Below are 12,233 nucleotides of genomic sequence, written 5' to 3' on the forward strand. Positions count from 1 at the left end.
AACCTACTGCGTGGCGTACCTGTCCGACCCGCAGAGCACTTTTCGTAGCGTCGCACTGTTATGGCTCGCTATAACAGCAGAAATCAACCGCTAAAACCATTAGAATGGCTTTCGCAAAAAATAAGAAGTTAGTACAAGACTTCTCAAAGGTGACTATCTCGCTGGCCTCTCCCGAAGGTATCCTGGAGCGGAGCACGGGCGAAGTAGTGAAACCAGAAACGATTAACTACCGCACCTACAAGCCCGAAATGGGCGGCTTGTTCTGCGAGCGCATTTTCGGTCCGGTGAAGGACTGGGAATGCCACTGCGGCAAATACAAGCGCATCCGCTATAAGGGCATCATCTGCGACCGTTGCGGCGTGGAGGTTACCGAGAAGAAGGTGCGTCGCGAGCGCATGGGCCACATCGAACTGGTGGTGCCCGTAGCGCACATCTGGTATTTCAAGAGCTTGCCGAATAAAATTGGCTATCTGCTGGGCCTGCCCACTAAGAAGCTCGACCAGATTATCTACTACGAGCGCTACGTAGTAGTGCAGCCCGGCGTGCAAGCCGAAGAAGGTGTACAGCAACTCGACTTCCTCACCGAGGACGAGTACCTGGACATCATCGACAAGCTGCCCCGCGAAAATCAGATGCTGCCCAACGATGACCCTCAGAAGTTCATCGCCAAAATGGGTGCCGACGCGCTGCAAATGCTGCTCGAGCGCATTAATCTTGATGAGCTAAGCTACTCGCTCCGCGACTCGGCTGCGCACGAAACCTCGCAGCAGCGTAAGGCTGAAGCGCTGAAGCGCCTACGTGTAGTAGAAGCTTTCCGCGACGCCGCTACCCGCGTAGAGAATAAGCCTGAGTGGATGGTTATCCGCATGGTGCCGGTTATCCCGCCCGAACTGCGTCCGCTGGTGCCGCTAGATGGTGGTCGCTTCGCGACTTCCGACTTGAATGACCTGTATCGTCGCGTTATCATCCGCAACAACCGCCTCAAGCGCCTGATTGAAATCAAAGCGCCCGAGGTGATTCTGCGTAACGAGAAGCGCATGCTGCAAGAAGCAGTGGACTCGCTGTTCGACAACTCGCGTAAGGTGAATGCCGTGCGCGCCGAAGGCAACCGCGCTCTGAAGTCGCTGTCTGATATGCTGAAAGGCAAACAGGGCCGCTTCCGTCAGAACCTGCTCGGTAAGCGTGTTGACTATTCAGGTCGTTCGGTAATCGTAGTTGGTCCTGAGTTGAAACTGCACGAGTGCGGCCTGCCCAAGAACATGGCTGCTGAGCTGTTCAAGCCGTTCATCATCCGTAAGCTCATTGAGCGTGGTATTGTGAAGACGGTTAAATCGGCTAAAAAGATTGTGGACCGTAAGGATGCCGTAGTATGGGATATCTTGGAGAATGTGCTGAAGGGTCACCCTGTGCTCCTCAACCGTGCTCCTACGCTGCACCGTCTAGGTATTCAGGCGTTCCAGCCGCGCCTCATTGAGGGCAAGGCTATTCAGCTGCATCCGCTCGTATGTACGGCCTTTAACGCTGACTTTGACGGTGACCAGATGGCTGTGCACGTGCCCCTAGGGCCGGCTGCTATCTTAGAAGCCTCCATGCTGATGCTGGCCTCGCACAACATCCTGAACCCGGCTAACGGCGCACCTATTGCCGTACCGAGCCAGGACATGGTATTGGGCCTGTACTACGTAACCAAGGGCAAGCGCTCAACTGAAGACGAGAAGATTCAAGGTGAAGGCCGCACGTTCTACTCGGATGAGGAAGTGGTAATTGCTCTCAACGAGAAGCAGCTCTCGAAACACGCTTACATCAAGGTGAAAACCATGGTGCGTGATGAGAACGATGACCTTGTGCCCCGCATTATCGAAACCGTAGCTGGCCGCGTGCTCTTCAACCAGCTCGTGCCGAAGGAAGTAGGTTTCGTAGATGAGCTGTTGACTAAGAAGAAGCTCCAGCAAATTATCTCGCTAGTGTTTAAGCGCACGGGTATGGCCCGCACCGCGCAATTCTTGGACGACATCAAGACCCTAGGGTTCCAGTCTGCCTACAAAGGTGGTCTGAGCATGGGTCTGGGTGACATCAACATCCCGGCCGAGAAAGATAAGCTCATTGCTCAAGCTCAAGCTGATGTAGCTGCCGTAACGCAGAACTACCAGATGGGTCTGATTACGAACAACGAGCGTTACAACCAGGTAATCGATATCTGGACGCGTATCAACTCGCAGATTACAGAGACGCTGATGGGTCGCCTTGAAAAGGAGAACCAAGGCTTCAATTCTATCTACATGATGATGCACTCGGGCGCACGTGGTTCGCGCGAGCAGATTCGTCAGCTAGGCGGTATGCGTGGTCTGATGGCCAAGCCGCAGAAGTCGCTACAAGGCTCGGTAGGCGAGATTATCGAGAACCCAATTCTGTCGAACTTCAAAGAAGGCCTCGACGTAATCGAGTACTTCATCTCGACGCACGGTGCTCGTAAAGGTCTGGCCGACACAGCTATGAAGACTGCTGACGCCGGCTATCTGACTCGTCGTCTAGTTGACGTATCGCAGGACGTTATCGTGAACGAACCCGATTGCGGTACGCTTCGCGGTACCGAAACCTTCGCTCTGAAGGACAACGAGGATATTGTAGAGCCGTTGGCCGAGCGTATCCTAGGTCGTACCGCGGTGCATGATATTATCGACCCGCTGACTGACGAGTTGATTTTGGCCGCTGGTGAGCAAATCACGGAGGAAACTACTCGCCGCATTGATGCTACTAGCATCGAGTCGGTTGAGATTCGTTCGGTGCTGACTTGCGAAAGCAAGCGTGGTATCTGCGCCAAGTGCTACGGCCGTAACCTGGCTACTGGCCGCATGGTGCAAAAGGGCGAGGCTGTAGGTGTTATTGCTGCCCAGTCAATTGGTGAGCCTGGTACGCAGTTGACGCTCCGCACATTCCACGTAGGTGGTACGGCTTCTAACATTGCAGTAGAGGCTAACATCCGCGCTAAGTTCAACGGTGTGATTGAGTTCGAAGACATCCGCACCGTAGCTGGTACCAACGCCGAAGGCGCTGAAACCAACGTGGTGATGGGTCGTTCAGGCGAAATCCGTATCGTGGAAAAAGGCACCGGTAAAGTGTTCATTTCTAACCACGTGCCTTACGGCTCGTTCCTGCTCGTTAAAGAAGGACAAGAGGTAGAGAAAGGTCAGGAGCTCGTAAACTGGGACCCTTACAACGCCGTTATTTTGGCTGAGTTCGATGGTACCATCCAGTACGATGCTATTACTGAGGGCATCACTTACCGTGAAGAAGCTGACGAACAAACTGGTTTCCGCGAGAAGGTAATCACTGAATCAAAGGATAAGGCGCAAAACCCGTCCATTATCCTGATTCCGGCCAAAGGTGCTGATGCCGATGCCAACAAGTCGTACTCGATGCCAGTGGGTGCTCACCTTAACGTCGAGAATGGCACGAAAGTGAAAGCCGGCCACATTCTAGCGAAGATTCCCCGCGCCGTGGGTAAAACCCGCGATATCACGGGTGGTCTGCCTCGTGTAGTAGAGTTGTTCGAAGCTCGTAACCCGTCGAATCCAGCAGTAGTGTCGGAAATCGATGGTGTTATCACCTACGGTTCAGTGAAGCGTGGTAACCGCGAAATTTTCGTAGAGTCGAAAGACGGTGTGAAGCGGAAGTACATGGTACCACTGTCGAAGTTCATCCTTGTACAGGATAACGACTTCGTGCGGGCTGGTGCGCCGCTTTCGGATGGTGCCATCACTCCGAATGATATCCTGAACATTCAGGGTCCGGGCGCAGTGCAGGAGTACCTCGTGAACGAGATTCAGGAAGTTTACCGCTTGCAGGGTGTAAAAATCAATGACAAGCACATTGAAGTTATCGTCCGTCAGATGATGCAGAAGGTGCTTGTGATGGACGCTGGCGACACGAGCTTCCTCGAAAATCAGCTCGTAGACAAGGTTTCGTTGATGGAAGAAAACGACATCATCATCGACATGAAAGTCGTGACTGATGCTGGTGATTCGACTGAACTGCGTCCTGGTCAAATAATTTCTTCTCGCAAGCTGCGTGACGAAAATTCGTCGCTCCGCCGCCGTGACCTGAAACTAGCTGAAGTACGCGACGCTCAACCCGCCGTGTCTAAGCCCACATTGCAGGGCATTACGCAAGCTTCGTTGGGTACGGCTTCATTCATCTCGGCTGCCTCCTTCCAGGAAACGACCAAGGTGCTGAGTGAGGCTGCCATTCGTGGTAAAGCGGATGAACTGCTCGGTCTGAAAGAGAACGTGATTGTCGGTCACCTCATTCCGGCTGGTACTGGTCTGCGCGAGTACCAAGGCATCGAGGTTTCGTCAAAAGAGGATTTGGCTGCGCGTCAAAACGCTGCTGCTGCCGAGCCGGCTGCTCCCACCAAGCGCGCTTCGCGTGCTAAGCGTGAGACGACCGTGCAAGACTAACGATTGATGTAGGTTTGTAGTAAAAGCCCCGGCTAGCTGATGCTAGTCGGGGCTTTTTGTTTCTTTGCTAATATGAAAGTTTAATAATACTTAAACTTTGCTATTAGGACCATGGTTAGCACGGCCGTAATATGAGGTTGTAGTTATCTATTGCTAGTATCAAGTCTATACTTATCTAGTGGAGTGTCATATTCTACGTAGTTAAAAGGCTTTACTTGGTTGTTATGATTAGTTTATTGGCTTATGATTGTGCTAATATCTATATCTGTTCTCTATATAATAATTCGCTCAATAAGTAATCATTGTAAATTCAGACCATTCTACTAAATGCAACCATCCCAACCCCAAAACCCGGACCCAAACGCGCTCAACATTGAGCTAAGCGAAGAAATTGCCGAAGGCGAATACGCTAATCTTGCCCTAATTGCTCATAGCACCAGCGAGTTTGTGGTTGACTTCATTCGCATGATGCCCGGTGTGCCTAAGGCCAAAGTGAAAGCTCGTATCGTGCTTACACCTGAACACGCGAAGCGGTTGCTATCGGCACTAGAAGAAAATATTCAACGTTTCGAGCAGAGTTATGGTCCTATCAAGCTGCACCAAGAAACACCGAGCTACCCGATGAACTTTGGTGGTGCGGTAGGGGAAGCATAGAGGAAGTACGCTAGCAACTGTGCGCACGGAAGATTAACTTTTTCAGCAAGTTTGCTATTGCCAAACTAATTTCTTACCTTTGCAGGCCTGAAAATTCTGGGGGCAAACGGCTCCCGTTCAACTAATCGCTAAATGCCAACCATTAACCAACTCGTACGGAAAGGCCGTGAGGCTTTGACTACCAAGTCGAAGTCACCCGCCCTTGATTCGTGCCCGCAGCGTCGGGGCGTGTGCACCCGTGTGTACACCACCACGCCTAAGAAGCCGAACTCGGCTATGCGCAAAGTGGCCCGTGTGCGCCTTACTAACGGTAAGGAAGTAAACGCATACATTCCCGGTGAAGGCCACAACCTCCAAGAGCACAGCATCGTGCTTATTCGTGGAGGCCGGGTAAAAGACCTGCCTGGCGTTCGTTACCACATCATTCGTGGTGCTCTCGACACGGCTGGTGTTAATGGTCGTCTCCAGCGCCGCTCAAAGTACGGTGCTAAGCGTCCGAAGCCGGGCCAAGCTGCCGCGGCTGGCAAAGGTGGTAAACCAGCACCTGGTAAGAAGAAGTAATTTATTAGTTGTCAGTTGTTAGTTGTCGGCTGCCTAGGTTGTGTAAACCTGCTAAAGCAGCTGACAACTAACAACTAACAACTGGCAACTATATAAACCATGCGCAAGTCAAAACCAAAAAAGCGTATCCTCCTGCCGGACCCCAAGTTCAAGGAGACGCTCGTAACCCGCTTCGTCAATTATATGATGTATGACGGGAAGAAGAACTTGGCCTACACTATCTTCTACGATGCCGTAGAGCAAGTGGAGACCCGTACCAAAGAGAACGGCCTCGAAATGTGGCGCAAAGCGTTGAACAACGTGATGCCGACCGTAGAGGTAAAGAGCCGCCGCGTAGGTGGTGCTACGTTCCAGGTGCCGATTGAAGTGCGTGCCGACCGCCGCATTGCTGTTGGTTCGAAGTGGCTGATTCAGTATGCTCGTCGCCGTGGTGAGAAAACCATGAAAGACAAGCTGGCTGGCGAAATCATCGCTGCTGCCAAAGGTGAAGGTGCTGCCGTTAAGAAGAAGGACGACACCCACCGTATGGCCGAAGCCAACAAGGCCTTCTCGCACTTCCGTTTCTAATATATCGGGCGTTTAGCGGGTTGTTGAGTTTAGAATGAATGTTTAGCCAGCTTTGGTTGTCTTCCTCTCTGAACTCAACAATCCGCTAACGCGCTATTTAACCTACCGTAATGGCAGTCAATAAAGACCTTCAGTACCTGCGCAACATTGGTATCATGGCCCACATCGATGCGGGCAAGACTACCACTTCGGAGCGCATTCTCTACTACACGGGTAAAACCCATAAAATCGGGGAGGTACACGATGGTGCCGCCACGATGGACTGGATGGAGCAGGAGCAGGAGCGTGGTATTACTATCACCTCGGCTGCTACCACTACCTTCTGGAACTATCCCACCGACGCAAAGGGCAACCAGACCGGCGAGACTAAGCAGTACAAGATTAACCTCATTGATACCCCCGGTCACGTTGACTTTACGGTAGAAGTAGAGCGTTCGTTGCGTGTACTTGATGGTGCCGTAGCCCTTTTCTGCGCCGTATCAGGCGTAGAGCCGCAGTCAGAAACTGTATGGCGTCAGGCTGACAAGTACAGCGTACCCCGCATATGCTTCGTCAACAAGATGGACCGTGCTGGTGCTGACTTCTTCAAAGCTGTTAATGAAATTAAGGACAAGCTGGGCGCTAACCCTGTGCCGCTGCAAATCCCGATTGGCGCTGAAGATACTTTTAAAGGTGTAGTTGACCTGCTGACTGGCAAAGCCATCGTATGGGACGACAAAACCGAAGGCAAATCGTACGATGAGATTCCCGTTCCCGAGGACCTCGTTGATACTGTAGCCGAGTGGCGCGAGAAGCTCATTGAGAGCGTAGCTGAGTACGACGATACCTTGATGGAGAAATTCTTCGAGGACCCAGAAAGCATTACCCGCGAAGAAATGATGGTCGTTATCCGCAAAGCGGTTATCGACATGAAGTTCTCGCCCGTACTGTGCGGCTCGGCCTTCAAAAATAAAGGTGTGCAAACGATGCTGGATGCTGTAATGGCGTACCTGCCTTCGCCACTTGACATGCCTGCCATCGAGGGTACCAACCCTGAGACTGGCGAGCCGGTAGAGCGTCACCCCGACAACTCGGAGCCTTTCACCGCCCTAGCGTTCAAAATTGCTACCGACCCCTATGTAGGTCGTCTGTGCTTCTTCCGTTGCTATAGCGGCCAGCTCGACGGTGGTTCGTATGTACTAAACAACCGCACCGGCAAGAAAGAGCGTATCTCGCGCCTCATGCAGATGCACTCCAACAAGCAAAACCCGATTGAAAAAATCCAGGCGGGTGATATTGCTGCTGGCGTTGGCTTCAAAGATATCAAAACAGGTGACACGCTGACCGACGAAAAGAACCCCGTTGTTCTAGAGTCGATGAGCTTCCCTGAGCCAGTAATCGGTTACGCCATCGAGCCTAAGACGCAAGCTGACGTGGACAAGATGGGTATGGCTATTGCCAAGCTCATCGAGGAAGACCCCACCTTGCGTGTTAACACCGATGAGGAAACCGGCCAGACCATTCTGCGTGGTATGGGTGAATTGCACCTTGAAATTATCATCGACCGTATGCGTCGGGAATTCAAAGTAGAAATCAATCAGGGTGCTCCCCAGGTTGCCTACAAAGAAATCCTTACTAAGAAGGTTGAGCACCGCGAAACCTACAAGAAGCAAACCGGTGGCCGTGGTAAATTCGGCGACATCGTGTTTGAACTTGGTCCGAAAGAGGCTGAGCCGGAGAAACCCGGTTTGGAGTTTGATAACGCTATCGTTGGTGGTGTTATCCCTCGCGAATTCATTCAGCCCATCCAGAAGGGTTTTGAAGAAGCTATGAAGCGTGGACCGCTGGCTGGCTTCCCCATCGAAACGATGAAGGTGCGCCTGTTCCACGGTTCGTACCACGACGTTGACTCGGACGCCCTGTCATTCGAACTCGCTGCTCGTGACGGCTTCCGCGAAGCTGCTCGCAAGGCTGGTCCGAAACTGCTTGAGCCCATCATGGCTGTTGAAGTAGTTTGCCCCGACGAATACACGGGTCCAGTAACCGGTGATTTGAACCGTCGTCGTGGTCTTATGAAAGGCATGGACACCAAAGGTGGTGCTCAGGTTATCAAAGCTGACGTTCCGCTGTCGGAACTGTTCGGCTACGTAACCGACCTGCGCACGCTGTCTTCGGGCCGTGCCTCGGCTTCGCTCACCTTCTCACACTACGAGCAGGTGCCCACCAACATGGCTGATGCCATCGTTGCTAAGACTAAAGGCACTCGCGCCTAATATTAATTCAGCTTGTCAACCCTAGGGCAATCGGCCCTAACCAACCATGAACCAAAAAATCAGAATCAAGCTGAAAAGCTACGACCACAACCTGGTCGACAAGTCTTCCGAAAAAATCGTGAAGGCAGTAAAAGCTACTGGTGCCATCGTAAGCGGCCCTATTCCGTTGCCCACGGAAAAAGAGAAGTACACGGTGCTGCGCTCGCCCCACGTGAACAAGAAGAGCCGGGAGCAATTCCAACTCTGCACCTATAAGCGTCTGGTTGACATTTTCTCGACCAGCAGCAAGACAGTAGATGCGTTGATGAAACTGGAACTGCCCAGCGGTGTAGACGTTGAAATCAAAGTCTGAGCTTAGCGCTTAATATGAAAGCCCCGTCGGTCTATAACCGGCGGGGCTTTTTGTATTAGCAGCTTGCTAGACCCATCTAGGAGCGGGAACGAGAGCTAAATGCCTCACTGCTAAATTTATTTACCAACTACTCTGGTTTTTCTCAGAAAAAACCCCTACCTTTGCACTCCCTTAGCGAAAAGGCCACTCGGGCCTTTTCTTTTTGTGTCATTTAATATCCACACAGAATGCCTGGCATCATCGGTAAAAAAATCGGTATGACAAGCCTCTTCACTCCGGACGGGAAGAACATTCCTTGCACGCTTATCGAAGCGGGTCCGTGCGTAGTGACGCAGGTTAAGACTGTCGAGAACGACGGTTACAACGCTGTTCAAATCGCCTATGGCGAGAAGAAAGCGAAGAATACCACTAAGGCACTGGCTGGCCACTTCGCCAAAGCCGGCACCACCCCCAAGAAGCGTTTGGTAGAGTTCCGTACGGAAGACATCGCCACCTTTACTCTCGGCAGCACGGTTGAAACCTCGCTGTTCGAAGAAGGTGAGTTTGTTGACGTAGTTGGCACCTCAAAAGGTAAAGGCTTTCAGGGTGTTGTAAAGCGCTACAACTTCCAAGGTGTGGGTGGTCAAACCCACGGTCAGCACAACCGTCTGCGTCACCCCGGTTCTATCGGTGCTTGCTCGTGGCCTTCGCGCGTATTCAAAGGAATGCGCATGGGTGGCCGCATGGGCACCGACCGCGTCAAGATTCAGAACCTGAAGGTGATGCGTATTGTAGCTGACAAGAACCTGATTCTGGTAAGTGGCTCAGTGCCCGGTGCCAAGAATGGCTACGTGGTTCTAGAGAAATAACCTGCTAAGCTTACTAGAGATGGAACTGTCCGTATTCAATAGCAAAGGCGAAGACACCGGCCGCAAGGTTACGCTGTCCGACGCCGTGTTCGGCCATGAGCCGAACGAGCACGTCATGTACCTCGACGTGAAGCAGTACCTGGCCAACCAGCGCCAGGGTACGCACAAATCGAAGCAGCGTGCCGAAGTGGCTCGCACCACTAAGAAATTGAAGAAGCAGAAAGGCACCGGTGGTGCCCGTGCTGGCTCAATGAAATCAGGTGTATTCGTAGGTGGTGGCCGTATGTTCGGCCCACAGCCCCGCGATTATAGCTTCAAACTGAATAAGAAAACCAAGCGTGTTGCTCGTCTGTCGGCTCTATCGGTGCTGGCTCGTGAAGGCAAAGTAGCCTTGGTTGAAAATCTCACGCTGAGTGCTCCTAAGACCAAAGAGTTTGTTGCTATCCTCGACGGTTTGAAGCTCAACAATGGCCGTAAGACCTTGTATGTAGCTGCTGAGGCTGACAAGAACTTGTTGCTGAGCGCTCGTAACGTGCAGAAGGTGAAAATCGCTACCCCTGTAGCCCTTAACACCCACGATTTGCTGAACACTGACACCCTGCTGCTAAGCGAGGATGGTCTGCGTTCGCTGGAGCAATTGTACACCGCTAATAACTCCGCCGAATAATGAGCACGCTGAAACGCCCCATTATCACCGAGAAGGCTACTAGCCTCACTGAAAAAGGCCGTTACGTGTTCGAAGTAGAACGCACGGCTAATAAGGTGCAGATTAAGAAGGACATCGAGCAACTTTACGGTGTGACCGTGCTAGGCATTAACACGATGCGCACGATTGGCAAAGTAAAGTCGAAGTTCACCAAAGGTGGCCAAGTTTCGGGTCGTCGCTCGCACGGTAAAAAAGCCGTTGTGACCCTGAAAGATGGTGACATCATTGATTTCTACGGCAATCTCTAATTGCCTTCGCCGCAAAAGCCCAACTAGCTAGTAATGGCACTTAAAAAACTCAGACCAACCACGCCAGGCCAACGCTTCCGCGTGGCCCCGGCCTTCGACGAGCTTACCTCGTCGACGCCGGAGAAGTCGTTGCTGACCTCGCTCAAAAAGAGCGGCGGTCGTAACTCTTCGGGTAAAATGTCGAACCGCTACATCGGCGGTGGACACAAGACCCAGTATCGTATCGTTGACTTCAAGCGTGACAAGAACGGTGTTCCTGCTACGGTGAAAACCATCGAGTACGACCCTAACCGTACCGCTCGTATTGCTTTGCTGCACTACGCCGATGGCGAGAAGCGCTACATCATCGCCCCCGCTGGCCTGAATGTAGATACTATTATCGTATCGGGCCCCGGTGTAGCTCCTGAAGTTGGCAATGCTTTGCCGCTCCGCGAAATGCCCCTAGGTACTATCGTTCACAACATCGAGTTGCAGCCCGGTCAGGGTGCCGCTATCGCTCGCTCGGCTGGCACTTATGCTCAGCTTGTAGCCCGTGAGGAGCGTTATGCTACTCTCAAGCTGCCTTCCGGCGAGATGCGCATGGTACTTGTTACCTGCACCGCCACGGTTGGTACAGTATCTAACGGTGACCACATGAATGTTGTGATGGGCAAAGCCGGTCGCAACCGTTGGGCTGGTCGTCGTCCCCGCGTTCGTGGTGTAGCTATGAACCCTGTTGACCACCCAATGGGTGGTGGTGAAGGTAAATCGTCGGGTGGTCACCCACGTAGCCGTAACGGCATCTTCGCTAAGGGCCAGAAGACCCGCAACAAGAATAAGTACTCAGAAAACCTGATTGTCAGCCGCAAAGGCAAGAAGTAATATATGGCACGTTCACTCAAAAAAGGGCCGTACATTGACTTCCGGCTCGAGAAAAAGGTAGAAGCGCTAGAAAGCGCTGGCAAGAAGTCAGTGGTAAAGACTTGGTCGCGCCGCTCGATGATTTCGCCCGACTTCGTAGGCCACACCTTCGCAGTCCACAACGGGAATAAGTTCATCCCGGTCTATGTAACTGAAAACATGGTCGGCCACAAGCTCGGCGAGTTTGCGCCCACGCGCAACTTCCGCGGCCACGTCGCCAAAAAAGATAAAGGCAAGCGTTAAGATGGAAGCAGTAGCCAAACTCCGTAACGTGCCTACCTCGCCGCGCAAAATGCGCCTGGTAGCCAATCTGGTACGCGGCAAGCGCGTAACCCAGGCCCTCGGCCTGCTCCGCTTTGAGGCTAACTCGGGTGCTGAGCGCGTTGAGAAACTGCTCTTGTCGGCTCTGGCCAACTGGCAGCAGAAGAACGCTGATGAGCGCATTGAAGACGCTAACCTTTACGTAACCGAAATCTCGGTAGATGAAGGACGTCAGTTAAAGCGCTTGCGCCCCGCCCCCCAGGGCCGTGGTCACCGCATCCGTAAGCGTTCGAACCATATTACGCTGACGGTTGGTCCGCAGCGTGAGTCGCAGATGTCGAAGAAAGAGCTGAATGCGCTGAACCGCGCTATCTCTACTATTGACGCGGCAACTTCAACCGAAACCCCCGCTAACGCCTAATCTACC

12 protein-coding genes are annotated in these 12,233 nt (G+C 52.5%); all 12 read left to right on the forward strand.

Going from position 1 to position 12,233, the window contains the following annotated elements; translation table 11 throughout:
• Positions 1-104 precede the first annotated feature (104 nt).
• The 12 genes from rpoC to rplV all read left to right on the forward strand — a co-directional run bounded on the left by rpoC (position 105) and on the right by rplV (position 12,227).
• Positions 105-4,457, forward strand: a complete 4,353-nt coding sequence (gene rpoC, locus FNT36_RS09590) for a DNA-directed RNA polymerase subunit beta' (protein ID WP_144846829.1) — start codon at positions 105-107, stop codon at positions 4,455-4,457.
• 327 nt (positions 4,458-4,784) lie between these two features.
• Entirely contained in the window at positions 4,785-5,111 is a 327-nt protein-coding gene (locus FNT36_RS09595) for a DUF3467 domain-containing protein (RefSeq protein ID WP_144846832.1), read from the forward strand.
• 132 nt (positions 5,112-5,243) lie between these two features.
• Positions 5,244-5,672, forward strand: a complete 429-nt coding sequence (gene rpsL / locus FNT36_RS09600; protein WP_144846834.1) for a 30S ribosomal protein S12 — start codon at positions 5,244-5,246, stop codon at positions 5,670-5,672.
• 99 nt (positions 5,673-5,771) lie between these two features.
• A complete protein-coding gene (gene rpsG, locus FNT36_RS09605) occupies positions 5,772-6,239 on the forward strand; it encodes a 30S ribosomal protein S7 (protein ID WP_144846837.1) in 468 nt (155 codons plus the stop codon).
• Between the two features lie 110 nt (positions 6,240-6,349).
• Positions 6,350-8,491: an elongation factor G gene (gene fusA, locus FNT36_RS09610; protein WP_144846840.1), complete on the forward strand. Its 2,142-nt coding sequence runs from the start codon at positions 6,350-6,352 to the stop codon at positions 8,489-8,491.
• Positions 8,492-8,537: 46 nt separating this feature from the next.
• Positions 8,538-8,843, forward strand: coding sequence for a 30S ribosomal protein S10 (gene rpsJ, locus FNT36_RS09615; protein WP_144846844.1), 306 nt, complete (start codon positions 8,538-8,540; stop codon positions 8,841-8,843).
• A gap of 227 nt (positions 8,844-9,070) precedes the next feature.
• Positions 9,071-9,691 carry a 50S ribosomal protein L3 gene (gene rplC / locus FNT36_RS09620; protein WP_144846847.1) on the forward strand — a complete coding sequence of 207 codons (621 nt, stop codon included), beginning with the start codon at positions 9,071-9,073 and terminating at the stop codon, positions 9,689-9,691.
• A gap of 19 nt (positions 9,692-9,710) precedes the next feature.
• Positions 9,711-10,358: a 50S ribosomal protein L4 gene (rplD, locus tag FNT36_RS09625; RefSeq protein WP_144846850.1), complete on the forward strand. Its 648-nt coding sequence runs from the start codon at positions 9,711-9,713 to the stop codon at positions 10,356-10,358.
• Positions 10,358-10,645: a 50S ribosomal protein L23 gene (rplW, locus tag FNT36_RS09630; protein ID WP_144846853.1), complete on the forward strand. Its 288-nt coding sequence runs from the start codon at positions 10,358-10,360 to the stop codon at positions 10,643-10,645. Before rplD ends, rplW begins: the two co-directional genes overlap by 1 nt.
• A 33-nt stretch (positions 10,646-10,678) precedes the next feature.
• On the forward strand, positions 10,679-11,506 hold the full coding sequence (gene rplB / locus FNT36_RS09635; RefSeq protein ID WP_144846856.1) for a 50S ribosomal protein L2: 828 nt from the start codon (positions 10,679-10,681) through the stop codon (positions 11,504-11,506).
• Between the two features lie 3 nt (positions 11,507-11,509).
• A complete protein-coding gene (gene rpsS / locus FNT36_RS09640; RefSeq protein ID WP_068340444.1) occupies positions 11,510-11,788 on the forward strand; it encodes a 30S ribosomal protein S19 in 279 nt (92 codons plus the stop codon).
• Between the two features lies 1 nt (position 11,789).
• Positions 11,790-12,227, forward strand: coding sequence for a 50S ribosomal protein L22 (gene rplV, locus FNT36_RS09645; protein ID WP_144846859.1), 438 nt, complete (start codon positions 11,790-11,792; stop codon positions 12,225-12,227).
• The last annotated feature ends 6 nt before the right edge of the window (positions 12,228-12,233 follow it).

Source organism: Hymenobacter setariae (assembly GCF_007713685.1).
Classification (GTDB): domain Bacteria; phylum Bacteroidota; class Bacteroidia; order Cytophagales; family Hymenobacteraceae; genus Hymenobacter; species Hymenobacter setariae.